Below are 23,932 nucleotides of genomic sequence, written 5' to 3'. Positions count from 1 at the left end.
AAGGAGAAAGAAAAATGAGAAAAATATTGTATGTGTTTTGATTCTTTATTATTCCCTGGCGGATATGCCTCCCTCATCCGATAAGGACAGACAACCCAGCCATCGGCACGGCACCATCCATGTCTAAAGGGAGGCCGGTTCAATCCAACCAAACCCACTTTTCTTTAAAAATAAGGGTCCTGTCCTCAAATTTATGTATGCTGGACAAAATGATATCCCAAAAAAATCCCTGCCAATATCAAACTTAAAGAAAGAATAATTATTATGGTAAATATAGTATGATTTTTATTGATTTTAGTCGTCACTTCAAGAGTCATTGAGAATATACTAAATGAAAGAATAATAATGCCGCCTAAAACAAGTACCAAGCATACTGCTATATAAAAATTGGCCGAGTTAGCAATCAGGGTTGTTGTACACGTTATAAACGCAATTATTGAAGAAAAAAATGCCAAAAACTCAAGAAAGCGAAGTTTGCTGTCATTCAGTTCCTTGGTAACTTCATTTATTTTATTCTCATAATTTTGAGTTACAATATTTAATCTTTCTGACATTTCGTTAGCTTGTTTATGTAAAACCAAGATGCTTTTTTGAAATTGAGAGTTGTATAGATAATTATTATACTTTATTATACGATTTAACGAATCTTTGTTGTCCCCATTTTCATAGTTTAAAGCCTTAGTTATATAATATGATCCCATATCATACTCACATTTATGAATATATAATCTTCCTAATGTGGCATAATTCTTAGCATATTTTATTTGTGCAGGTTCTGTATTCCAAAGTTCTATGGACTCATTAATTGCATTAATTGCTTCTTGTATAAAACCCTCCCTCTCTTCATCTCCAATAAAATCATGATCTAATCCAGTTGCAATCGTTTCTGCGTAATGATGCAATATAGCTTTATGATGCTCTATTTTCTTTTTAGCTGAACACGCATAAGATATTGCTTTATACATCATATCACTACTAGAATAACTTAACGCAGTATAGCGATATTTAAAAGACAAAACTATATCGTTTAACGCATAATTAATAAAATAACGAGCATAATTGTCTGCTAATTTTATCATTTCTTCAAACTTATTATTCCTGCGAAAATAGATAGAACAAGAATAATAAGCAGAAAAACGAATGTCTTTATCAATATCAGGATCCTCAATAATCGGTACAAAGTATTCATACAAGTCGTTCAGTTCATATGACATTACTAGATTTCTTAAAAATATTGTATATTCAGGATTATCAGTTTTAGGAGCTGATTTTAATTCTTCAGTAAGTTTAGCGTATATCATCTGGAGTTATTAACCTCTTATTGAAAATTAATCACAATTATGGATTTATCGTCTTCGTGTTCAGTATTAGAGAATTTGTTTGATTCAATTACAAGTTCCTTAGCATTATAAATTTTATATGGTGGTTTTATATTATGCATAAGATAGGATTCCATACCATCAGTGGCCAAAATAATCTGAACATTTTTATCTAATTTAAAGTATCCTGTCTTTACAAATGCAATCGCTTTTTCATCACCATTTATTACTCCATATGCATATGGATGATTGGGATTATTACAAATTTCTTCTCGTATTGCACGCTGAGTAAAATATGGTTTGAATTTCTGTATCAAGTCTGTTTGCTTCTCAGTAAAAATAATAGAGTTATTTTCTGATATCTTTAAACCAATGCAATCCCCGATATACGCATAATAAAAAGTTTCATCAACTATCATGCTAGCTATACCTACTGCACCGGGCATAAAATCAAACTGTTTATCAGTGGTAAATTCCCTTATGTTGTTATTTCCAAATTCTATTGATTTCATTAAGAGATTTTCGATATCCTCATGTGATTGGGAATACCTCATATTATTCTTGATATATTCATAAATGCTGTTAGATATTAGATGTGTGACTTTTTCAGATGGACTCGGATTAGGATATCTGCCTTTAATCATGTCTCTTGTTACTCCATCCAAAATAATATAAATTTTCTTAATTTCATCGATTAGAATATAGTCCTCATTTGGCTTATCTTTCCAAATAGTATTTTTTTGAGTAAATTGAGTAAAATATATATTATTCATTCTTTCATCTCACTACACAATAGATTAGTTTATTAAATATATTCCAGATATATAATATTTATTATAACAAAAATCAATTATTATATCTAGTATTTTCCAGCAAATTGAAATATATACATGTTCTTTATATAGAACCACCACTTAGTTAGCTCTTTTGTGTTATCTTATGTGTGATTGTTGCCGCAAGTCCCCACATAAACCGATGATCCCGTTATCAGTAAACGTAACGTCACCGTGTTACGCTACACTGGCATATAATATACACCAGCTACGTATATGACTAGAAAAAGGGTGGAATATATCCGTAATTTGTTAGGTAAAAACAATTATTATAATTTGAAACTGCGCTTTCATAGTTTCCTCGCTACGTCGTACTTTGTCGTATAGTTATGAATGGAATTTTTATATACTCATCCGTCCTTAATGTGTAACCATATATAAGGAGGAATTATTATTATGAATTACGAAAGAGAAGCCAGTCAATTGCTGAGGAGGCTGGGAGCAAACAGCTCCTATGTTGGATTTTACTATGTTACATATGGCGTATCACAAAACATCCAGAAACCTGAACTGATTACCTTCATTACAAAAGGATTATACGCCGAGATTGCAATTAAATACCAGACAACAGTCGGGTGTGTGGAACGTGATATGCGGACTGTTATTAATACTATATGGCAACACGGAAATAGGGAGTTACTGGAAATCATCTTTGAACGAAATCTTACACGCAAACCGCGCAATGGGGAATTTATTGATGCATTATCTAATTATATAATTAATATATAATACTCCAATCATACATTTACATATCATGTCTAATCTGTTCGATTGTTACGGGCACCCTACTTTTTGTAGTAGGTGCCTATTCTATTTTATAAGAAAGGTGGTCATCACACATGACAAAAGCAAGGTCCGATAATAATAGGGATTAAATCCCCAGGCAAAATAACATCTGCATAATACATGGATGGTCTCCCTGTCGGGTACATGGATAAAAAACCTTATCCGATGCCGGACCTGGTCCTGGGCTCTCTTCTCACAGCAATCTCATTATATTATCCTTTTATTGATATTTGCATTTTTCCATGGCTTTTTTTCATTTAAGTTAGGATAAATAAATTTGACAAGACGAAATCAGTGACAAATCCAGTGACACTTTGAATACCTCTAAATGCTGCCAAGTACTAACTGTCATACAATTAGGTGCAACTATCAGAAACTACAATAGACATGATTTTAAATGCATATGCAAAAAGAAAAAGCCCAGAAACCTTATAAAATAAGAATTTCTCGACTTTCTTCGGGTTGGGCTATTCGTTAAAATAGTCAGCAGGGGAAGAGGGGCTCGAACCCCCATCTACGGTTTTGGAGACCGCTGCTCTACCATTGAACTATTCCCCTTTAGTGGACTGCATTTCTGAACCTCAATAAGGATACCATATGATTTGTAAAGTGTCAACTACTTTTTTGTATAATTTATCCTTCCACCTTTAATATTTTACAGAAAGGTCCCCCATGATTTTTATTTTATCATGGAAGACCCTTTGTTTCTTATCTTACGGAACCATTCTCCCGGTTTCCGCCTCTGTCATATCCGCAGGAAAATGTCATTGGACCCATTCACCGTTTTCATTCACAGTATACCCGTCCGGTGTAGTTGTCCCTGTCAGAAGCTGCCCATATCCGCTGCCCTGTTCCTGGCTGAAGTAATACCATTTACCGTCAATCTGGTTCCATCCGGTACACATGGCCCCCTGATTGCCGTCAGACACTGGATTCAGATAGAATTTTTTTCCGTCCGGAGCCGTAAACCACCCTGTTACCATATAACCATCCTGGTCAAAGTAATACCAGTTGTAGCTTCCGTTATAATACAGATATCCCCACTGGCTGCTGTAGGAATTGCCGTAGCTAAATGTCCACTTATCTCCATCTGATGACCAGTATTCCGTGTCATCGTGTCCTGCTCCTTCCCCCTCATCATAATCTGATTCCGATAAATCCACATCGGAATAATCGCTGATATCCCCAATTCCAAACAGGACAGAATATTGTCCTGTTTCTCCTGCGCCCAATGAAAGATCTAACCAGGAACAGGCCATACCGCTGTCCAGATTTTCTAAATCCCCCTCAGGCAAATCCCCTGAGAATATATACTTGGTCCGTTCCCCATAATAACCGTACCACCATCTGTCAATGGGAGCGTCACTCTCATCATCGTCTTTGACAACAAAGGCATTGACATAATCCGTATATCCGTCGTTTCCAAAATTGCGTCCCAACATAAGGATCCCATCCCCTGTACTTTGGACTTTTGCACGGTCATCAACGCCCACACATGTATCTGCGTCTATTCCAAGAGAAAAACCAATTTCCTCATCATCTGTTGTGTTTTCCACATATAATGTCAGCCTGACATAGGAAACACCATCAATTGGTATGATTTCCGCCCGCAGTGATATTTCCAGATTATTGATTTCCTCTTTCATATCTTCGTCAAAACCAAGTTTGCTTGGAGTACGTTCATCTGCCATCAATATCCTGGTGGCATAACCACTATAACTGCTCCGTATTATGTCCTCCCCATTATAGCCGCCTATGTCAAATCCGTTCCCGTTCAAAATAAATATCATGCTGCCATCGTCATCTTCGCTTATCAGCTCCGGTATATTGCTTTTGGGAAGTGCGTCATATAGGGCAGGTACTAATAAATCCTGCTTCAGAATCAATTCCGGATTCTGAAGGTCCGGCTCAACCAGATCATCCGGAAGATTCACTTCTGGTTTTTCTTGATCATCATTTGGATTACTGTCTGGATTTTCATCATCCGGAGGATTATTCGTATCGGCATCCGGGTCATTGTCTAAGTTTTCATCCCCGTCCGGGTCCTCTTTATCAGAGGGTCTGCCTTCTTCCTCTTCGCTTCCGCCTTCTTCGGTTCCGCTTCCGCCGGTTCCGCCTTCACCAATCCCGCGGTTCCCCTCTGTTTTGCCGCTATCCTTGCCGCCTGAGGCGTTTTGTGAATTTTGGCTCTCTCCAAATGCCGTGATTTGTCCGCCTGCAGCCAGACTGTCTATTGGCGCGGCTCCCATGCTGACACATACAGACAGGATAATAGCCGCCACCATTTCCCGATATTTTCTCTTTGTCATATATATCCTCCTTTATCCATTTATTGCTAAATCTAATTATAAATATAGCAAAAAATACAAATGAAATGGAGGTCTTGTGATATAAGTCACTTTTTAATACAGAAAATGTAGTCTTTTGAAAGGTGGAATTAACAATGAAGAAAAAATTATCATTTATCATTGAGATTATTATAGGTATAATCTTTATATGTTTTGGATATTTCGTTATTGATACTGATTATTACGCTACACTTTTTTACGCAATGGGGTTCGGTTTAGCTTTTGCTTCTGGTGTTCAATTATTGAAAATTTGTTATTATGAAATGCCAAAAAATAAAGAAAAATTACAAAATATAAATAGAGAAAATCACATCAATAATGTTGATGAAAGAAAAATATTTTTAAGAATGAAAGCTGGTTCTTTAGTATATCAGTTAATGACTTTCGTGTACTTGTTTGTTGCTTTTGTACTTGCGTTACTTCATATTGAAGCATGGATTATAGGCATTATATTTGGTTTATTCCTACTGCAAACATTTTTAGGGATTATTCTATATAAGCATTTTGAAAAACATTTCTAAAACATTCAGTAAATTGTGACGAGGTAATACTATGATAGGACTTAAAAAACGAGATATTAAAAAAGCATTGAAAGCTGGTGCAAAAGCTGGCGGTGTGTCATTAGCTGATGTTCGAGCTGATATTGAAGCGACGATTGATGAAGCTATGAACAGCACCGACCCAGAAGTGCAGGAGAATTTCAGAAAGTATTTTGGAAATAAACGCCCTACTCCAGAAGAATATATTTACAAGATTACAAAAAAGACAAAAGTTTAATAGAAATCAAGTGCTGTAAGGGGGCTTGTGTCATGGAAAGTTTTAAGCATAATCTTATACGGTCATACACTACCTAACAGCATTTTATTAACAACTGAATATCTCACAGCTTTAATAGCTCGTACAGACTATATGTTTTGTGCGGGCTTTTTTTGTACCCGAAAAAATTTTTTCATTTTTTTTCAAAATCATGCAACAAATCACACCTTGCTGTACAGATATGGTGCGGAAAGAGGGATAAACACTTTTCACGTCATAACGGAAAGGGGGTGTGATGATATGAAACCGTCGGACTTCCAAAAGACAATACAATGTCAATTTGACTGCAAGCTCAAACGTGTAGTGAAAGGCATTGTCCGTAATTATCGCAAAGAATTAAAGCGACGAAGAAATAAGGAAATTTCCTATTGTGAACTTCCAGAAATCGTCGTAGAAAAGCTGGCAGTCTGGGACGAATACGAAAGCGATTATACCGCCTTTGATGTATGTGGTATTGAGGTTCGTGTCCTTGATGATGATTTAGCAGAAGCGATTAAGTATCTGTCTGAAAAAGACAGAGAAATCTTGTTGATGTATTTCTTCTTAGGCATGAGCGATACAGAAATCGGCGACAGATTAAAGATTAACCGTTCAACGTCGTTCCGCAGTAGGAAGAACTCACTTGAAGAAATCAAGAAAAAATTAAAGGAGAACATGAATGATGAATAACACACGCCCGTCATTTTACCTTATTTCGTCGGCTGTGGACGGCAACGTAAATGCGATTGAAAAGATACTGGCGTTGTATGACCCGTACATATCAAAATGTTGTTTGCGTCCGTTCTACGACAAATATGGTAATGTCTGCATAGTCGTAGACATGGAATTAAAAGGACGTATCAGAGAAGCACTTATCAAAATGATTTTGGACTTTGATATTCCTTTAGAAACCGAAGAATAACAAGCAGTAACCGCAGAGCATGATTTGTTCAATCCCCTCTTTCCTGCTCTGCCCCTGCTTTTACATGAAAGCAACACGCTTTCGCCACAGCTCTTTGACAACTGAATAAAGCAGACAGATACGTTTGTGAGATAGCGAGCCACGGGGACTGTACGCCACGACCTTTTCAAAAGAAAGCGAGCGACCCACGCAGTGATCCGAGAGCGACTGTTGGAAAAGTCGTTTTGCCACGACCTATCCTCACAGAATAATGATACGTCCGCATGGTGCGGTTCTGCCCACAAGAATGGGAATAGTTGAGATACTAACGGAGCTTTCCAAAGCCGTCTGCCTGCTTGTAAAAAATGACACACAGTAAAGGGGGTGCATAGATTATGAACAATACTGATGTGCCTATCTGGGAAAAATATACGCTGACGATTGAAGAAGCGTCCAAATACTTCCGCATTGGCGAAAAGAAATTGCGTAAATTAGCCGAAGAAAATATTGACGCTGGCTGGGTTATCGTGAACGGTAACCGTATTCAGATTAAGCGAAAACAATTTGAAAAAATCATAGATACATTGGACGAAATCTAATGTCATTGAGCCGTAGATATGGTATAATAAATATAGCGTATCACGGCTCATTCCATGACGGAAAGGAGCTTTACACTATGTCTAATGTAAAACGAAAAGACGGTAAAAATCGCAATTTGCGTAATGGAGAGAGCCAGCGAAAAGACGGAAGATACGTTTATAAATATACCGATATATACGGAAAGCCACAATTTGTCTATTCTTGGAAACTTGTACCGACAGACAAGACACCTGCTGGAAAGCGTGATGATATATCGTTGAGGGAAAAAGAAGCACAGATAAAAAAAGACCTTAACGACGGTATCGACACAGTCGGCGGTAAAATGACAGTCTGCCAGCTCTACGACAAGAAGAACAGCCAAAGAAAGAACATCAAAAGGGCTACTGAAAAAGGACGACAGTATCTTATGAACGCTCTGAAAAACGACCCGTTGGGTATGAGGGCGATTGATACTGTGAAGCAATCGGACGCTAAAGAATGGGCTATCAGAATGAGTGAAAAAGGATATGCCTATAAAACGATTGATAACTATAAGCGTTCCTTGAAAGCGTCATTTTACATGGCGATACAAGACGACTGTATCAGAAAGAACCCGTTTGAATTTAAGCTAAGTGATGTTCTGGAAGATGATACGGAGCAGAAAGTTATCCTTACACCAGAGCAGGAAGAACGCCTGCTTGCCTTTATGGAAAAGGACAAGATTTACAGCAAGTATTATGATGAGGTTGTGCTTCTGCTGGAAACGGGACTTCGTATTTCTGAATTTTGCGGACTGACGACGCATATTGATATGCAGAACAGAATACTCAATATAGACCACCAGCTATTGAAAGATAGCGAAATAGGCTACTATATTGAAACACCAAAGACCAAAAACGGAAAACGGGAACTTCCATTGACAGAACGGGCTTATCAAGCAATCCAAAGAATACTAAAGAGCAGAGGAAAAGCACAACCGCTGATTGTAGGTGGTTACAGCAATTTCCTATTCTTAAACCGTGAGGGCTTGCCTAAAGTTGCAGGAAACTATGAGGGTATGGTGCGAGGATTGATTAAGAAATATAACAAGTATCACACGGATAAGTTACCGAACATCACACCACATTCATTCAGGCATACTTATTGTACGAATATGGCAAATAGAGGAATGAACCCAAACACCCTGCAATATCTCATGGGACACGCTAACATAACCATGACACTTGGCTATTACGCACACGGTACATTTCAATCTGCAAAAGCGGAACTGGAAAGACTGGCTTGTTAATATCGGAGCTTATATTTACTACTCATTTACTACTTTTGGTTGCATTTTCATGCTGGTAAATGCCAGCTTATGCAAGGTATCTTCCAAAAAGAAAATACCGATAAAGCCCTAAAATACGGGATATATCGGCATTTACCAACTTATGAAAAGATAATCAGAAATTTAGTAAGTTTTTTATAAACAAACGTCATTTTTTATTTTTTTGCATGTATCCTGTTTCAGCTGCCCGCCATCAGGTCCGCTGCCGAAAAAAGCGGACACATTTTCATGTATCCGCATTCCCTTCCCTCATCCTTATTCATATTCCCATACTTATCCAATCACCTTCAGTTCCCTTGGCAGATGGTTCAATGACACTGCCCCGTCATCCGTTACAGCAAACAGGTTTTCAATACGCACCCCGCCCTTTTGCGGCAGATAGATGCCGGGTTCCACGGAGAATACCATACCTTTCTGCAATGGTTCGCTGCAGGACAGGCTGATATCCGGGAACTCATGGGAATCCAGGCCAATGCCATGTCCGGTCCTGTGTGTGAAGTACGATCCATAACCCTCATTGGTTATGATATCCCTGGCAATCCTGTCAATTTCCGAACACGCAACGCCTGGTCTGATTGCGGCAGATGCCTGCAGGTGCGCCTCCAGGACAATATGATAGATTTTCTCCATTTCGGGCGATACTTCTTTGTAAAAAACAGTGCGTGTCTGGTCGGAACAGTAATGTCCATAGGGCGCGCCTAAATCAAACATGATGCAGTCGCCGGGTGTCAGCCTGGTATCATCCGATACATGATGGGCTTCGGCACAATGGGCGCCATATGAGAATATCACATTGGTCCCATAGGCATCTGCACCATATTTTGCAAACAGTTCATAGCGCATGCGGGATAGTTCCAGTTCACTGATATCGCCATTTATATTTTCAAATATTTCAGCCAGTACCTTATCATTAATCAGGGAAGAGGTTGTTAAAATATCCAGCTCCTCCTCATCCTTGATCATGCGCAGGTCATCCACCAGTTTTGGCATATTGACATATCTGGCATTGGGCTGGGCAGTCATTAAGCCCAAGAGGAACCTGGCCTGCCAGTCCTGGTCCACCACAACCGTGCCGCCTTCCTTAATTGCCTTCCCCATAAGCTGTGTGGGGTCCTGGGTGTCATCCCATAATACAAGATCCGCCTTAACACTGGGGTCCACGTGGAATAGCCGGTTCACATAGTAGATTGCGCTGCCGTCTGCATTGATGATTAATGCCAGCAGGCGCCGCATGGGGTCCATATACGCGCCTGAAAAATAAAACACATTGGCTTTTGATGTGACGATTACCTGGTCAACCCCATACTCTTTCATTTTCCCGCAAAGCTTTTGTACACGTTCTGATTTCATATAATACCTCCTGTTATTTATATCCTTTTCATCTTATAGTAACATCGTCCACAGCCGGTACAGCAGATTCGCTGAAATCCCGGCACATAATCCGCCGATGGTATGGCAGGCAATGGCTGTTCCGGTAAACCGCCTCTCGTTCAGGCTGTCCATCATGGCAACATGGGTGCTGAGATATCCGCTCCAGCACATGCACATGGCGGTAAATACAGCAATGTCGTTGGCATGGGCCAACCCGCCTGCCACCATGGCAGGAATCAGGCTGATTGCCGCCCCGGCAGAACCAAGTGAAGTTACCGGCACGGATATTGCCGCCGGGGAAGAAAATCCAAAGAGCGGAACAAAAATAAAACTTAATTTTTCTCCTAGCCAGGGGAAAAATGCAACGCCCTCGTAGGCTGCCCCTGTGTATATCCCCCCTTCTCCCGGTCCATTGGTAAGCATCAGCACAATGGTACAGATAATCAATACACCCGGTATGATGGCAACCCCCATCTTCACACCGGACTGGCCGCCTTCCAGCAGCGCATTAAGCAGGCGGTTGGCCCTGGTTCCCTCCCGCACTTTCCTGTAGCGGATAAGGTCCACCTGCAGGCCGCCCTCGTTTTCAAATCCCTGCTCCGTGCCGTAAAACCTGCTGGTCCTGCTGATCATCAGTCTTGTACTGACAATGCTTCCTATGACAGCGGCAACATTCCCTATCATGACAGCTGATGCAAATGAACCTCCGTCCGCCAGGGGCAGGCTGATTAAAAAAACAGAAATGATAAGCCCCATCCCAAAGGCTGTCCCCAGATTTGTCAGGGCCGGCAGCTGATAACGTTTAAAATACCCTCTGAACCGTTGGTCATCACACAAGGTCAGGACCGCGGGATTATCGGAAAAATATGTTGCAAATACGCTGATGATACTGGCTCCCGGAAGACGGTATAAAGGATACATAAGGGGTGAAATCAGCTGGTTTGCAATTGAAATAACGCCAAACTCCGCCAGGACTCCGGATAAAGCGCCTGCCACCACTGCAATTGCCGTAATATACCATACCGTTTCCATCAATAACGTATAGGCCGTGTTCAACATGGTATTAACCATGTTCACCCCGCCCATCTTCATGCCGATAAGTCCAAAAAGGATGCTTATGGAACATATGCATACCCCGCCTTCCAGACTGACTGCCTCCTTATATCCGGCAGGGGGAATCTGTTGTTTATTAAGTTTCATCTAACTCCTTTGCATTTTGGTAATCTGCTTACAATCGTTGCCATCATTGTATCATAAAATACCCATAAAAACTTTACCGTACTTCAGGTTCAATCATCCGTTTTCTCATGCAAAGATTTAATTAGTATTGTTTTCTGATTATTTACCCCCCCCCCCCCCCGATTATATTATATAATTTTAGCATCATCTCATAAATACTATGCATATTCTCAGGTTTATATATATTTTGTACATATATGTTGTAATTTTTTGTTTTTTTATATATAATTGTTGCAGGTTCTGAAAAAATATAGTTTGTTTTTCCAGCTTACTTTATTAATTATCAGACTCCATCTTAGCGTACAGAAGAAAAATATACAAATGCACTTGGGAATCTGCATGATATCAATCGTTACCTTCTGAATATTTCTGAGATAAAGTCAAATCAGGCCGGAATAAAACAATATATTCAAATCAGGATACAACACATCATGTTATTGGGAGGTATTAAAATGGATTATCTGCAGATAGCGAACAGCCCGACCCTTTGGATTGCCTGTGCAATTCCAGTTTTACTGATTGCTTTTCAGGCAGTCATATTTGTCTGTAAATCCCTGAACGCTGCAAATGCCCTTGGAATCACAAAGCATCAGATTAACAGCGCCGTGCGCAGCAGCGCAATCGCATCATTTGGACCATCTGTTGTTGTGGCCATCGGGGCGTTAGGACTGGTCCTGGCCATGGGAGGACCCATCTCCTGGCTCCGCCTGTCTTTTATCGGGGCCGTACAATATGAGTTAACCGCAGCCACATTCGGCGCCCAGGCAGCCAATGCCACATTTGAAACAATGACACCCCTGGCATTTGCCAATGCCGTATGGACAATGACCATCTGTTCCGTTGGCTGGCTGTTAATGACTGTCCTGTTTGCGAAGAAATTTGACAAAATGACCCACATGATTGCAGGCAATAACCAGAAGGTCCTGGGCATGGTATCCGTAGGCGCGATGCTTGGCTGCTTCGGTAATCTATGTGCAGGCCGTCTGGTCAATCTGGATGCCGGGACCGTAGCCGTCATCGTTGGCTTTGTTGTTATGTGCGCCATGGTGACGCTTGCCAAGAAGACCGGCAAGCAATGGGTCAGCGACTGGTCACTTACCATTGCAATGGTGTCCGGAATGGTGGTCACCATACCAATCACACTTTTAAGTTAGGGAGGGATATACATATGAGTACAGAAGCAGCCATGACCGCAGGAAACAGAACATCCGCTGCATATTATGAGAAAGAATATATTCCCGGCATATATAAATGGGGCATGATTACAAATACACTGGGAATCATCCTTGCATTCCTTCCAGCCATGGTAATATCCGTGGTATTCGGCATCACCCCAAGTTTCAGTATGATTGTGGCCGGAAGTACGCTTCAGCTGATGTCAGGAACCCTGGTATCCTGGCTGGTGGACCCCATTGCCATGTATCCCATGTTAGGCATGCCCGGCATGTTCATGTCATTCCTTTCCGGCAATATTTCGAACCTACGGCTTCCGGCCCTGGCAGCTGCCCAGCAGGGCGCCAATGTTGACGCCGGAACGGAAAAAGGCAACGTAATCGCAACAATCGGTATTGCTGTCTCCAATATTGTAAGCCTTCTCCTTATCACGGGCGCTGTATTGGGAGGCTCTGCCCTTCTTGCCAAACTTCCTGCCAATGTTGTCACCACATTAAACTACATATTGCCCGCGTTATTCGGCGGTATTTTCGGCCAGTTCTTCATGAAAAGCAGGAAGCTTGGCGTTATTGCAATCTCCCTTGCAGTGGGACTGACCATTCTTGTGAACCTCCATCTCTTTGACTGGCTCCCATTCGCACCTTACAATATTGTTGTAATCGTAGCTGTGTTCGGAACAATGTTTGTGGGTAAACTTATGGCTGACAAAGAAGTGCGGAACGGGGAAAACAACTGATAACATATCACCCAGCCCCCTCTCAGAACTGACCGGGGGCTAATTGATAGAAGGACGGCGAAGATAACATGACAAATAAAGTAATCTGTAAAATGATGGATTTCCCCAGCCACGAACAGGGACACTCCCATTCCCATGCGCATATCATCATACCCATAAAGGAACCGGTCCATCTGACACATGACGGAATGAGCTATTACCTTATGCCTGGCAACATGTCATTCATACTGCCTTACTCCTATCACACCTTCAGCGGCAAGTGTCACAAGGACAACATTGTGATGGACATTCCGGAAACAATGATAAAAAAGAAGGATTATGCTATATTTTCCGCCAACCGGATACTTCCGATCAGCAGCACCTTAATGCCTGTCATTGAACTGATCCACCACGAAATCACCGTGAATCCGGCTTCTGATTCCGTGCGGTATTTGTTTTATTATATTTATGACAAATTTGTGGAAAAACAAAGTTTCCGATCCCTGAAGTACATTGCTGAAAATTTTTCAGAAAACCTCACCGTGGCCAAGCTGGCGGAAATAGAGAACTATAACCGGTTCTACTATACGGATTGGTTCAAGAGCAAAACCGGCATCCTGCCCAGCGAATACATCCAGATTGTGCGGATTGAAAAGGCCAAGGCCCTGCTGGCGGATACCGGTTATAAAATCATTGAAATTGCCCTTCAGGTGGGCTATGATAATGCATCTTCCTTTACCAGGACATTTAAAAGGCAGGAACACATATCCCCCCGTGAATACAGGAACCTGTTCCAGAAGCCATCCCCGTCCAGGAAAGCCATGTGACGGCCTTCCCATTCCCTCCATGCCCATGGCCTGCTTATCCTGCCAAACCATTTACTCAAAGGGCTGTATATAAAAATTCCCCACCACGTCGCTGGAATTGATGACGTTCACAAACGTATCCGGATACTGCTCACGGATACGTTTTTTCATTTTCCTCACGTCACCGTCCGAAAGCACGGTGTAAATCAGATATTTCTTATGGGCCGTGTAGGAGCCAAAGCCTTTCAGTATGGTGCTGCTGTGGTTGGTAAGTTCAAGCAGGTCCGCTGAGACGGCGGCCGGATTGTCCGTGACAATCATCAAGGTTTTTTTCTTATATTTCTTATAGAACGTATTGATGACCTGGGTGTTGCAGAACTGGAATATGATGGAATATAATGCCTTATCCATTCCGAATATGGCGCCCGAAATCAGGATGATTACGGCGCTGAATAAAAGCATGTAGTTAAATGTGGATACCTTGTACCTGGCGGACAGGGACATGGCAATAAAGTCCGTTCCTCCGCCGCTGGCATTGCTGTTCAGGACAAGGCTCATGCCCAGGCCATTGATGATTCCCCCGAAAACCGAAATCAGCAGGATGTCCCCTGTGATGGGAATCACAGGCAGCTCATCCACCAGGATGGATACCGTAAACAGGCTGACACAGGATAGGATGGTAAACTTTTTTCCTACCAGACGGTAAGCGAAAACAGCAGGCACTGCGTTGAACACCACATTAAGCAGGGTAAACGAAATCTTCGTATCATAAAAAGTCAGCCCCACCCTCTGTAACAGCTTGGCAAGCCCCGAGAACCCTCCCGGCACCAGTTTCCCCTGTTCCACAAAGGTATTCATATTAACTGCCACAATGAAACTTCCCAGCAGGATGCAGACAATTGAAGCCGCATCCCTCCACCTTTTGTTTTTCTCAAACCGTTCCAGATTCTTCTGATATAATCCGGAAACCTTCCCGTGCTCTTCCATAATATACCTCCTGGCGCTTATTATGCCGCTGTCCGGCCTGTCGGGACATGACTGCCGCACATGACTACCGCACATGATTACCGCATATGGTCACCGGCAGCAAGACAGATAATAAAACAACCCGGCCCCAGCGGCAATCATGCCCGTGATGATTAAATCAGCGTATATTATATTCCTGTCTTCATTTGGACAGTAGAATTCCATGACATCATTGAGGTTATAATATATTTCCACCTCATCCCCATGATTCCCTCCCTTTGCCAAGGCAAGCGGGGTCCTGGCGTCAATGCCGGTATAGCTTGTTCCGTCCACACTGTATGTATAGATGGTATGGCTGGTAAGCACAAAAGAAGGACCGTACATGTAATGTCCCCTCCGGTGCTCGTTCATTTTAAATTGTCCCCCAACTAATCCATTCTTTTCCATGTCTTATGTCATAATAACACAGAACAGCGCAAAAATATAGTGATGAATATCCATAATCCGAATATCCACCACTATACCGCACATCATTTATCCCAATGTCATAAATGCATATCTTACTATAAATACAGCTGAAATCATCAGGGTCAGCACCTTAACATCCTGTTTCCTGCCCGTTGTAAGCTTCATCAGGCAGTATGTAATCAGGCCGAATGCAACTCCGTTTGCAATGGAGTAGGTAAATGGCATGAATACGATGGTGCAGAAAGCCGGAAGCGCATTGCTCATGTCGCTGAAATCCACGTCCCTGATATTACCCAGCATCAGGATGCCTACAAAAATCAGGGCCGGGGCTGTTGCTGCCGCCGGAATGATGCTTACCACCGGAACGAAAATAATGGCTGCCAGGAACATGACTGCAGTAACAAGGCTTGTAAGCCCTGTCCTTCCCCCTGCAGCGATTCCTGCGCTGGACTCAACCACGGTTGTTACGGTGGAGGTTCCAACCATTGCGCCTGCTGCTGTGGAGATTGCGTCTGACATCAGGGCCTGTTTCATATGGATGACTTCTCCATTCTCATCAATCATGCCCGACTGCTTGGCCGCCCCCAGAAGGGTGCCAATGGAATCAAACATATTGACCAGGGAGAAGCTGATTACCAGCATGGTAACCGTAAATAAGGTCTCAATGAAGTTCCCTCCTGCAAATAAACCTGCAAAGTCCATTTTCATAAAGGATACTTCTGCGAAATCCTGGAATTTTACAGCAATGTTCATGTCCAGGTTGGAAATGTGTGTGATGCCCAGCGGGATGCCGATCAGTGTTGCTGCCACAATGCCCAGAAGGATGGAACCTTTAACTTTCCTTGCGTGCAGTATACCCATGGTGACAAGGCCCAAAAGCGCTACCAGGGCGCCGTTAATCAGCGCCATATCCGCGCCTTCCGCCTTCCACTGTGAAAAGTCCACAAGACTTACAAGGGTGGCCGGATTGGCTATTACAATACCCGCGTTCTTAAGTCCTATGATGGTGATAAACAATCCGATACCTGGCGTTATCGCTGTCTTCACCGCGTCTGGTATGGACCGGATGATGGCTTCCCTAAGTCCAATGGCCGTGATGACAATAAAGAAAATACCTGAGATAAATACAATTACCAGGGCCTGGCCATATGTATAGCCCATTCCCAGCACAACCGTGTAGGCAAAAAATGCATTCAGGCCCATGCCCGGCGCCTGCGCAAAGGGAACCTTGGCATACAATGCGCAAAGGGCGGTTCCGATAAATGCGCCGATACATGTCCCGATAAATACGCCATTTGCAATTTTGCCCGCCATTATGGTATCGCCCATAATCATATACGGGTCAGATAAAACCTGAGGGTTTAAAATTAAGATGTAGGCAATGGTTATGAATGTGGTGATTCCTGCGAGTACCTCTGTCCGGATGGTTGAATGATTCCGGGAGACTTCAAAATAGCGGTCTATCAATCCTTTTTTCTGATCCAATGCTATGTCCTCCATGTCTTGTTTTAATCTGTATGATGTCATCAGATTTCTAGTACTGTGATTCATGTAGCTGGATCTTACCGGCTTTCTGCCACCACTCCTTTCCGCCAACAGCTTTCTGGTCACCAAAAAAAGAGCCAACTACATCAGGGCATTGTTATTACGCACCCCATCCATGTAGTCAACTCTTTACGGCAGTTGGTAGAAACTCTGAGCCAATTCTCAGGATATACATAGTGAATAGCACCAATATTTAATACAAAATTAATTATATACCCTAAAACTTTTTTAGTCTATTGGCTTTTTTTCTCAATATTTTACATTAGTTTTTGTGCATTATGTACACCCAACCATTCCCCTGACTTATCTAATAGGGATTTCCGTTCATTTGGAACAGCGCCGGATGACACTACTTCACATAACCTTTGCAGCGTTTCACCCACCTGTCTGCCCTGGGGGACCCCGAGCAGGATCAGGTCATGCCCGGTAACTGCCAGGTCTTTCATCCCAAGGCATCCCTCTTTGGAGGCAATCTCCTCTAAGATGGCAGCTATCCGGTCTATTGCCGCGGTTTTCTCCTCAAGATAATCCGGATTCTGTCCCGCCGCATCACACCGGAATATGGCTAAAAGCCTGCAAAACTGTTCTTTGCCCAGCCGGTTCAGCCAGTTCCTTACACTTTTATGTCTGCCGCGCAGGTTCAGGTCATGGTATTTTACAAGTTCACCCACCTTTTCCCTTGTAACACAATCAAATCCCAGGTCTTCCAATATCCTGCGGGTCATTCCTGCAGATACAGCCCCATGGCCATAGAAATGGCCAATGCCATGTTCATCCTGCGTGTAACAGTGCGGTTTTCCGATATCATGGAACAGGACTGCCAGGCGGACTATGATATCATCCCCTGCAGCGGATAAGGCCTTCATGGTATGCTGCCACACATCATACACATGGTGTATGTTATTCTGTTCAAATCCAGCCATGGCCCTGAATTCCGGAACCATGCCAAAAAGGGCTTCCTGGGCCAGCGCATCATCCGGCAGTTCTTTATCCAGGACAGCCTTTGTAAATGCGTTCCGCGTATATGCCGGTTCCATACAGCCGGTTTTATCTTCCATGCCCCATCCCCTCTTTCCCTACAGTATGTTTATGGCCTCCCTGACATTGGAAACTCCTATGAGTTTCAGGCCTTCCACCGGTTTCAGCTTATCCACGCACACCTTTGGCAGCATGCAGGAGGTAAATCCCAGCTTAGCGGCCTCATTCACCCGCTGGTCGGCCTGGGATACGGCCCTGACTTCACCTGAAAGCCCTACCTCCCCGAATATGATCATCCGCGGGTCCACGGGCCGGTCCTTGTAACTGGATATGAGGGCCATGACAATGGCCAGGTCCAGGGCCGGTTCATTCATCTTCATGCCGCCCGCAATGTTCACATACGCGTCCAGCCGGGACATTTCATAGCGGCAGCGTTTTTCCAGCACGGCCATGAGCAGGTTCACACGGTTATAGTCCGTTCCCGCCGCTGTCCGCCGGGCCATTCCAAAGTTTGTCTCGGCCACCAGGGCCTGGACCTCTAAAAGGATTGGCCTGGTCCCCTCCAGCGAACAGGACACCACTGCCCCCGACGCTTCCTCCGGGCGCCCGTCCAGCATGTATTCCGACGGGTTCCCAACCTCCGCCAGTCCCTCTTCCTGCATCTCAAACACACCGATTTCATTGGTGGAGCCAAAACGGTTCTTGACACTGCGCAGGATACGGTAGGACGCATTCCTGTCGCCTTCAAAGTACAGGACCGTGTCCACCATGTGTTCCAGCACCCTGGGGCCTGCCACCACGCCTTCCTTTGTCACATGGCCCACCACGAAAATGGCAATGCCCCGGCTTTTGGCTATCTGCATCAGTATGGCGGTGGATTCCCTTACCTGGCTTACGCTTCCCGGCGCAGAGGAAATCTCTTCCCGGTACATGGTCTGGATGGAATCTATGACCACAATCTGGGGCATTGACCTGTCAATGGCATGTTCAATCCGGTCCAGGCTGGTCTCACACAGGAAACGCAGGTCACCGGTCACCGGGCCGATCCGGTTTGCCCTCATCTTAATCTGCTTCAGGGATTCCTCGCCTGATATGTAAAGCACCTTCTGTCCTGCCCCGGCCAGATGCCTGCATACCTGAAGCAGGAGAGTGGATTTGCCGATTCCCGGGTCGCCTCCCACCAGCACCAGGGAGCCGGCTACAATGCCGTCCCCCAGCACACGGTCCAACTCCCCAAATCCAGTGGTTATCCTGTCCTGTTCCTCGATATTAATCTCTGACAGCAGCGCCGGCTTTGCAGGATCCGCCCTGTCTCCTGACTGGCTGATCAGGCTGCTGCGCCCTTTGGTTCCCGCACTGCCCGAAGACGGGGCCAGAGGTTCCTCCACCATGGTATTCCAGGATCTGCAGCCCGGACACTGCCCCATCCATTTTGATGATTCATAACCGCATTCCTTACAGAAAAATGCAGTTGTCTTTGCTTTTGCCATCTCTTCCTCCTGTCTGCATGTCCGCGTCATCATGATACAAACACGCCCGGTTCACAGAAAAAGGCCGGAATTGCTTCCGGCCTTATAACTTACATTCCTGACTTACGTCTTCAAATCATCCCCGCCTGACAGCCTTCACCGGAACGGAAATGCCTTCCTCCAGTTCAACGCTCACGCTGAGTTTGCCGCTCATATTGGTCATCATGTTGCCAACCGCTGAGTCATTCACATAAATCTCATAATCCGTATCATTCTCCAGCTGCACCGTAATCTGCGCATCCTTGCTGCCTTCCACAGTGAATTCCACGCCTTCATCCGTAACCCTGAAGTGCTCTGCCGCGGTTCCCGGAACAGATTCATATACAAACATGTCATTGCGCTCCAGCTTGGTAATCTCGTTGTAGGTCTTGACCTTGTACATGTCTCCCTGATATTCAAAATCAGACTTCTTTGCCTTCTGCCCTAACTTGTAATTGCCAAAACTAATGGTGCCATCCTGCTCCGTGCAGATTAATTCTTCAATGACCGGCATCTTCTTATCCTCCTGCTAATTGTGCTTAAGTAACTTCCTCATAAAAATTATACATCAATCCATCCCAAATGACCAGTGAAATAATTCTTAAATTGATTTTCCTGCCGGGGTCCTGCCGGAACCGGCTTTGGCCGGACCGGTCTTTGGACCTGGTTTCTTGCCTGCTTTGGCACCTGCTTTTGTATCTGTTTTTGTATCTGTCCCGGCCGCTGTCTTACCCCCTGAAGCCCTGCGTCTGGGCGCTGCTTTTGCTTTGGCCTTAAAGGTCAGCTTTTCCCCGTCAAAGTCCACGGTCACGGTATCCCCGGCCTTTAAGCTGCCGTCCAGCATTTCCTCTGCCATCTTATCCTCTACCAGATTCTGGATGGTGCGCCTTAAGGGTCTTGCGCCGTATTTGTCATCGTAGCCCTTGTCAATGAGATGTTCCCTGGCCTTATCCGTTACCGCCAGCTCAATCCCCAGCTGCTCCTTGCCGCGCTTTCCAATGGTCCTAAGCATGATATCGGCAATTCCGCGGATATGCTCCTTGGTCAGCTGATGGAACACGATGATCTCATCAATCCTGTTTAAGAACTCAGGCTTAAACAGGCGCTTCACCTCATCCATCACCCGGTCCTTCATAAAGTTGTAATCCGCCTTGGCGTCACTTGTCATGCCGAACCCAAGGCGCTTGGGGGAAATGATGTTTTCCGCGCCGGCGTTGCTTGTCATGATGATGATGGTGTTCTTAAAGTCAATTTTACGGCCCTGGGCGTCCGTGATATGCCCGTCGTCCAATACCTGGAGCAGGATGTTGAACACATCCGGATGGGCCTTTTCTATCTCATCAAAGAGAATGACTGAATAAGGGTTGCGCCTTACCTTCTCGCTGAGCTGTCCGCCCTCATCATAACCCACGTATCCTGGCGGTGAACCGATCATCTTGGACACGCTGTGCTTCTCCATATACTCTGACATATCCACGCGTATCAGCGCGTTCTCCGTGCCGAACATGGCTTCTGACAATGCCTTTGAGAGCTCTGTCTTGCCCACGCCGGTGGGCCCCAGGAACAGGAATGAGCCAATGGGGCGGCCCGGGTCCTTAAGCCCCACCCGTCCTCTGCGGATGGCCTTGGAGATAGCGGTAACCGCCTCCTCCTGGCCTACCACGCGCTCATGGAGAATGCCTTCCAGGTTCATCAGCCGCTCAGATTCCTCCTCTGCCAGCTTCCTTACCGGAATCTTGGTCCAGCCGGACACCACATCCGCAATCTCGTTCTCACTTACCACCAGTTTCCTGGTTTCCTTTTCCTTCTGCCACTTTTCCATGGTCTGGTTTATCTTTTCCCGGAGCTTTTCCTGTTTTTTCTTAATCTCCCCGGCTTTTTCATAGGCCTCCTTCTTAATGGCCTCCTCCTTGCCTTCCTCCAGGGCGTCAATCTCCGCCTCATAATCCTTAATCTTGGACGGCTTGGTGTAATTCATCAGCCTTACCCTGGACGACGCCTCGTCTATCAGGTCAATGGCCTTATCAGGAAGGAACCTGTCATTAATATAACGGCTGCTGAGTTTCACGGCAGCCGACAGGGCGTCGTCCGTGATTTCCACCTTGTGGTGCTCTTCATAGCGGCTGCGCAGGCCCTTAAGGATTGCCTCGGATTCCTCCTCCGTGGGCTCATCCACCGTAACGGGCTGGAAACGCCGCTCCAGCGCGGAATCCTTCTCAATATACTTGCGGTATTCATTAATGGTGGTGGCGCCAATCAGCTGCAGTTCCCCCCTGGCCAGGGACGGCTTTAAGATATTGGAGGCATCCAGCGCCCCCTCCGCGCCGCCCGCGCCAATGATTGTATGGATCTCGTCGATGAACAAAAGCACATCCCCGGAATCAATGACCTCGGATATCACCTTCTTGATCCGTTCCTCAAACTCTCCCCTGTACTTGGAACCGGCCACCATGCCGGATAAATCCAGTGTCATGACCCTCTTGTCCGCAATGGTCTCTGGAACATTACCTGCTGTGATCATCTGGGCCAGGCCTTCCACCACAGCGGTTTTGCCCACTCCTGGTTCGCCGATAAGGCAGGGGTTATTTTTTGTGCGGCGGCTCAGTATCTGGATGACCCTCTGGATTTCCTGTTCGCGGCCAATGACAGGATCCAGCCTGCCATCTGCCGCCAGCTGGGTCAGGTTGCGGCTGTAGCTGTCCAGGGTAGGGGTGGCGTTGCCCTTCCGGCCGCCCTTGGCGCCAATCTCGTCCTTTACCGCGGGAGCGTCCTCGCCCATGGCTGCCAGCAGGTCAATGTAGAGCTTCTGTATGCTGACCCCGATGGTATTCAGCAGCCTGCTTGCCACACAGTCGCCCTCCCGCAGGATGGCAATCAGTATGTGCTCGGTTCCTATCTGCGCCGCCTTAAAGCGCACTGCTTCCCGGTAACTGTTCTCTATGACGCGGCGCGCCCTTGGGGTATAGGCGGTCTGTCCCGTGGTCTGGATGGTTGGATTGGGCGCAATCAGCTGGCTCACCAGCTGGGTCACCCGGTCCTCCTCCACCCCGTTGTCATCCAGTACCTTTGCCGCAACGCCGGTGCCTTCCTGCAGCAGGCCGATCAGCAGATGCTCGGTTCCCACATATCCATGGTTCAGGCCCTCCGCCACTTCCACTGCCAGGCCCAGCGCTTCCTGGGCCTGTGGTGTATATCGTTCCATCATAAATTCCGTGTCCTCCTTACAAGTATTACTTATCTGCTATCTCAGGTAAATTCTGTCTCAAATAGGCTGCCCTCACAGCATCCATCTCATCCTTATCCAAGGGCCGCTTTGCCCAGAGATTTAGGTTGGCAGGCTTAATCCCGATAATCAGGCTGTAGAGGGAATACTTTTTGTCCAGCTTCATCAGGCCGTCTTCCTCTCCTGCCATGAGCTGGGAAATGAAAATCCTGGCATCCTTTTCCGATATCTTCCTGGCGTACTTAAGCACGCCGTAGGACTTGTAGGCCTCGTCCTCCCGCTCCAGTCTCTGGGTGTTAAGGGTCGCGTTCCTCACCCTCATCTCCTGGTTGTTAAGCTGCGCGGCCGCCTTGGTCACCAGCTCCACGATTTCCCGCTCCGACTGTCCCAGGGTCCGCTGATTGGAAATCTCATAGAGGCTGCCATAATTATCGCTGCCCTCTCCATACAGCCCCCGGATTGCCGTGCCGAAACGGCTCATGTCGCCCACAATGCTCTGGAACTTCCTGACCTGGGACAGGGTGGGCAGGTGAAGCACCACACACGCCCGAAGCCCGGTTCCCACATTGGTGGGAAATGAAGTGAGATAACCGTATTTCTCATCGAACGCATAAGAGAAGCGCTCGTTGACATAATCATCCATCACATCTGCCTGATGCCAAAGTTCATCCAGCTTAAGGCCGGATGCCAGGAACTGCATTCTGATATGGTCGTCTCCCCCCAGCACAAGACTGCTGCCCTCGTCCTCTGAAAGGAACAGGCCCGCGGGTTCCTTCTTGTTCACAGCTGACAGGTTCAGAATCCTGCGCTCCCTGAGGGCAAGCTTCTCCAGGTCCTGCATCTCGTCCAGCTGTCCGTATCTGTATTCCTTCCCGTCCAGGCTGCCAAGGTCCTTAAGCCCATCCTTCATGCGTTCCAGCATTTCCCCGCACTGTTCCCTGGTCATCCTGGAAGGAAATGTATACTCATCCCAGTTCCGCGCCAGGCGGATGCGGCTGTAAACAATGTTGGAGCTTTTGTTATCCACACTGTCATACCATCTGCCCATGGGT

General features: G+C 45.3%; 23 protein-coding genes, 1 tRNA gene and 1 riboswitch. Of the genes, 10 read left to right on the top strand and 14 right to left on the bottom strand.

The genetic code is table 11. From position 1 onward, the window contains the following. Positions 1–191: 191 nt before the first annotated feature. On the bottom strand, positions 192–1,301 hold the full coding sequence (locus tag DWX59_RS08710) for a hypothetical protein (RefSeq protein ID WP_117558137.1): 1,110 nt from the start codon (positions 1,299–1,301) through the stop codon (positions 192–194). Positions 1,302–1,318: 17 nt separating this feature from the next. Further along, positions 1,319–2,092: a PP2C family serine/threonine-protein phosphatase gene (locus DWX59_RS08705; RefSeq protein ID WP_117558135.1), complete on the bottom strand. Its 774-nt coding sequence runs from the start codon at positions 2,090–2,092 to the stop codon at positions 1,319–1,321. Positions 2,093–2,548: 456 nt separating this feature from the next. On the opposite strand from DWX59_RS08705, the gene DWX59_RS08700 reads away from it, so the two are divergent. Further along, on the top strand, positions 2,549–2,881 hold the full coding sequence (locus tag DWX59_RS08700) for a sporulation initiation factor Spo0A C-terminal domain-containing protein (protein WP_117558133.1): 333 nt from the start codon (positions 2,549–2,551) through the stop codon (positions 2,879–2,881). Positions 2,882–3,425: 544 nt separating this feature from the next. Here the strand turns inward: DWX59_RS08700 and DWX59_RS08695 are convergent. After that, a tRNA-Trp gene (locus DWX59_RS08695) sits at positions 3,426–3,496 on the bottom strand. Between the two features lie 206 nt (positions 3,497–3,702). Then, a complete protein-coding gene (locus tag DWX59_RS08690; RefSeq protein ID WP_117558131.1) occupies positions 3,703–5,247 on the bottom strand; it encodes a hypothetical protein in 1,545 nt (514 codons plus the stop codon). 134 nt (positions 5,248–5,381) lie between these two features. On the opposite strand from DWX59_RS08690, the gene DWX59_RS08680 reads away from it, so the two are divergent. The 6 genes from DWX59_RS08680 (at position 5,382) to DWX59_RS08645 (ending at position 8,849) form a co-directional block, all read left to right on the top strand. Beyond that, positions 5,382–5,807, top strand: a complete 426-nt coding sequence (locus DWX59_RS08680) for a hypothetical protein (RefSeq protein ID WP_008787628.1) — start codon at positions 5,382–5,384, stop codon at positions 5,805–5,807. A gap of 31 nt (positions 5,808–5,838) precedes the next feature. Next, positions 5,839–6,063, top strand: a complete 225-nt coding sequence (locus DWX59_RS08675) for a hypothetical protein (protein ID WP_008787629.1) — start codon at positions 5,839–5,841, stop codon at positions 6,061–6,063. Positions 6,064–6,342: 279 nt separating this feature from the next. Further along, positions 6,343–6,771 (top strand): RNA polymerase sigma factor, encoded by a 429-nt coding sequence (locus tag DWX59_RS08670; RefSeq protein WP_008787630.1) that lies wholly within the window; start codon positions 6,343–6,345, stop codon positions 6,769–6,771. Beyond that, positions 6,764–7,003, top strand: a complete 240-nt coding sequence (locus tag DWX59_RS08665; RefSeq protein WP_025487352.1) for a helix-turn-helix domain-containing protein — start codon at positions 6,764–6,766, stop codon at positions 7,001–7,003. The genes DWX59_RS08670 and DWX59_RS08665 overlap by 8 nt, the downstream gene beginning before the upstream one ends. Before the next feature lie 374 nt (positions 7,004–7,377). Then, entirely contained in the window at positions 7,378–7,581 is a 204-nt protein-coding gene (locus DWX59_RS08650) for an excisionase (protein ID WP_004613735.1), read from the top strand. Between the two features lie 77 nt (positions 7,582–7,658). Then, positions 7,659–8,849 carry a site-specific integrase gene (locus tag DWX59_RS08645; RefSeq protein ID WP_009271880.1) on the top strand — a complete coding sequence of 397 codons (1,191 nt, stop codon included), beginning with the start codon at positions 7,659–7,661 and terminating at the stop codon, positions 8,847–8,849. Between the two features lie 312 nt (positions 8,850–9,161). Here the strand turns inward: DWX59_RS08645 and DWX59_RS08640 are convergent, their stop codons facing one another. Beyond that, positions 9,162–10,238 carry a M24 family metallopeptidase gene (locus tag DWX59_RS08640; RefSeq protein ID WP_117558129.1) on the bottom strand — a complete coding sequence of 359 codons (1,077 nt, stop codon included), beginning with the start codon at positions 10,236–10,238 and terminating at the stop codon, positions 9,162–9,164. 33 nt (positions 10,239–10,271) lie between these two features. Beyond that, complete coding sequence (locus DWX59_RS08635) at positions 10,272–11,459, bottom strand: CD0519/CD1768 family membrane protein (protein WP_117558127.1); 1,188 nt, start codon at positions 11,457–11,459, stop codon at positions 10,272–10,274. A 491-nt stretch (positions 11,460–11,950) separates the two neighbouring features. Here DWX59_RS08635 and DWX59_RS08630 point away from each other — a divergent pair, with 491 nt between their 5' ends. From DWX59_RS08630 to DWX59_RS08620, 3 genes are all read left to right on the top strand, one after another. Beyond that, positions 11,951–12,652: a DUF5058 family protein gene (locus tag DWX59_RS08630; RefSeq protein ID WP_165641129.1), complete on the top strand. Its 702-nt coding sequence runs from the start codon at positions 11,951–11,953 to the stop codon at positions 12,650–12,652. A gap of 14 nt (positions 12,653–12,666) precedes the next feature. Beyond that, on the top strand, positions 12,667–13,407 hold the full coding sequence (locus DWX59_RS08625) for a hypothetical protein (protein ID WP_117558123.1): 741 nt from the start codon (positions 12,667–12,669) through the stop codon (positions 13,405–13,407). Between the two features lie 68 nt (positions 13,408–13,475). After that, a complete protein-coding gene (locus DWX59_RS08620; protein WP_117558121.1) occupies positions 13,476–14,213 on the top strand; it encodes a helix-turn-helix domain-containing protein in 738 nt (245 codons plus the stop codon). Between the two features lie 51 nt (positions 14,214–14,264). Here DWX59_RS08620 and DWX59_RS08615 read toward each other — a convergent pair whose 3' ends face one another. The 8 genes from DWX59_RS08615 to DWX59_RS08580 all read right to left on the bottom strand — a co-directional run bounded on the left by DWX59_RS08615 (position 14,265) and on the right by DWX59_RS08580 (position 23,928). Next, positions 14,265–15,179 carry a YitT family protein gene (locus DWX59_RS08615; RefSeq protein ID WP_117558119.1) on the bottom strand — a complete coding sequence of 305 codons (915 nt, stop codon included), beginning with the start codon at positions 15,177–15,179 and terminating at the stop codon, positions 14,265–14,267. Positions 15,180–15,269: 90 nt separating this feature from the next. Further along, positions 15,270–15,569: a hypothetical protein gene (locus tag DWX59_RS08610; protein ID WP_147325790.1), complete on the bottom strand. Its 300-nt coding sequence runs from the start codon at positions 15,567–15,569 to the stop codon at positions 15,270–15,272. Positions 15,570–15,692: 123 nt separating this feature from the next. After that, positions 15,693–17,126, bottom strand: a complete 1,434-nt coding sequence (locus DWX59_RS08605) for an NCS2 family permease (RefSeq protein WP_369911109.1) — start codon at positions 17,124–17,126, stop codon at positions 15,693–15,695. 143 nt (positions 17,127–17,269) lie between these two features. Beyond that, positions 17,270–17,366: riboswitch (purine riboswitch) on the bottom strand. A gap of 62 nt (positions 17,367–17,428) precedes the next feature. Further along, entirely contained in the window at positions 17,429–18,229 is an 801-nt protein-coding gene (locus DWX59_RS08600) for an HD domain-containing protein (RefSeq protein WP_117558113.1), read from the bottom strand. An 18-nt stretch (positions 18,230–18,247) separates the two neighbouring features. Continuing rightward, a complete protein-coding gene (gene radA / locus DWX59_RS08595; protein WP_117558111.1) occupies positions 18,248–19,639 on the bottom strand; it encodes a DNA repair protein RadA in 1,392 nt (463 codons plus the stop codon). Between the two features lie 115 nt (positions 19,640–19,754). Next, positions 19,755–20,171 carry an endosialidase gene (locus DWX59_RS08590; protein ID WP_117558109.1) on the bottom strand — a complete coding sequence of 139 codons (417 nt, stop codon included), beginning with the start codon at positions 20,169–20,171 and terminating at the stop codon, positions 19,755–19,757. Between the two features lie 87 nt (positions 20,172–20,258). Then, positions 20,259–22,862, bottom strand: a complete 2,604-nt coding sequence (locus DWX59_RS08585; RefSeq protein ID WP_227116227.1) for an ATP-dependent Clp protease ATP-binding subunit — start codon at positions 22,860–22,862, stop codon at positions 20,259–20,261. 25 nt (positions 22,863–22,887) lie between these two features. Next, positions 22,888–23,928 (bottom strand): ATP--guanido phosphotransferase, encoded by a 1,041-nt coding sequence (locus DWX59_RS08580; RefSeq protein ID WP_117558107.1) that lies wholly within the window; start codon positions 23,926–23,928, stop codon positions 22,888–22,890. Between the last annotated feature and the right edge of the window lie 4 nt (positions 23,929–23,932).

It is taken from the genome of Enterocloster aldenensis (genome assembly GCF_003434055.1).
GTDB classification, from domain to species: domain Bacteria; phylum Bacillota; class Clostridia; order Lachnospirales; family Lachnospiraceae; genus Enterocloster; species Enterocloster aldenensis.
Note: the sequence above shows the minus strand (reverse complement) of the source record. Positions and strands in the feature narration are given on the sequence as shown.

Coding starts and splice junctions, on each gene's coding strand:
- DWX59_RS08710 (WP_117558137.1), bottom strand. CDS start 1,301: ATGATATACGCTAAACTTACTGAAGAATTAAAATCAGCTCCTAAAACT.
- DWX59_RS08705 (WP_117558135.1), bottom strand. CDS start 2,092: ATGAATAATATATATTTTACTCAATTTACTCAAAAAAATACTATTTGG.
- DWX59_RS08700 (WP_117558133.1), top strand. CDS start 2,549: ATGAATTACGAAAGAGAAGCCAGTCAATTGCTGAGGAGGCTGGGAGCA.
- DWX59_RS08690 (WP_117558131.1), bottom strand. CDS start 5,247: ATGACAAAGAGAAAATATCGGGAAATGGTGGCGGCTATTATCCTGTCT.
- DWX59_RS08680 (WP_008787628.1), top strand. CDS start 5,382: ATGAAGAAAAAATTATCATTTATCATTGAGATTATTATAGGTATAATC.
- DWX59_RS08675 (WP_008787629.1), top strand. CDS start 5,839: ATGATAGGACTTAAAAAACGAGATATTAAAAAAGCATTGAAAGCTGGT.
- DWX59_RS08670 (WP_008787630.1), top strand. CDS start 6,343: ATGAAACCGTCGGACTTCCAAAAGACAATACAATGTCAATTTGACTGC.
- DWX59_RS08665 (WP_025487352.1), top strand. CDS start 6,764: ATGAATAACACACGCCCGTCATTTTACCTTATTTCGTCGGCTGTGGAC.
- DWX59_RS08650 (WP_004613735.1), top strand. CDS start 7,378: ATGAACAATACTGATGTGCCTATCTGGGAAAAATATACGCTGACGATT.
- DWX59_RS08645 (WP_009271880.1), top strand. CDS start 7,659: ATGTCTAATGTAAAACGAAAAGACGGTAAAAATCGCAATTTGCGTAAT.
- DWX59_RS08640 (WP_117558129.1), bottom strand. CDS start 10,238: ATGAAATCAGAACGTGTACAAAAGCTTTGCGGGAAAATGAAAGAGTAT.
- DWX59_RS08635 (WP_117558127.1), bottom strand. CDS start 11,459: ATGAAACTTAATAAACAACAGATTCCCCCTGCCGGATATAAGGAGGCA.
- DWX59_RS08630 (WP_165641129.1), top strand. CDS start 11,951: ATGGATTATCTGCAGATAGCGAACAGCCCGACCCTTTGGATTGCCTGT.
- DWX59_RS08625 (WP_117558123.1), top strand. CDS start 12,667: ATGAGTACAGAAGCAGCCATGACCGCAGGAAACAGAACATCCGCTGCA.
- DWX59_RS08620 (WP_117558121.1), top strand. CDS start 13,476: ATGACAAATAAAGTAATCTGTAAAATGATGGATTTCCCCAGCCACGAA.
- DWX59_RS08615 (WP_117558119.1), bottom strand. CDS start 15,179: ATGGAAGAGCACGGGAAGGTTTCCGGATTATATCAGAAGAATCTGGAA.
- DWX59_RS08610 (WP_147325790.1), bottom strand. CDS start 15,569: ATGAACGAGCACCGGAGGGGACATTACATGTACGGTCCTTCTTTTGTG.
- DWX59_RS08605 (WP_369911109.1), bottom strand. CDS start 17,126: ATGGAGGACATAGCATTGGATCAGAAAAAAGGATTGATAGACCGCTAT.
- DWX59_RS08600 (WP_117558113.1), bottom strand. CDS start 18,229: ATGGAAGATAAAACCGGCTGTATGGAACCGGCATATACGCGGAACGCA.
- radA (WP_117558111.1), bottom strand. CDS start 19,639: ATGGCAAAAGCAAAGACAACTGCATTTTTCTGTAAGGAATGCGGTTAT.
- DWX59_RS08590 (WP_117558109.1), bottom strand. CDS start 20,171: ATGCCGGTCATTGAAGAATTAATCTGCACGGAGCAGGATGGCACCATT.
- DWX59_RS08585 (WP_227116227.1), bottom strand. CDS start 22,862: ATGATGGAACGATATACACCACAGGCCCAGGAAGCGCTGGGCCTGGCA.
- DWX59_RS08580 (WP_117558107.1), bottom strand. CDS start 23,928: ATGGGCAGATGGTATGACAGTGTGGATAACAAAAGCTCCAACATTGTT.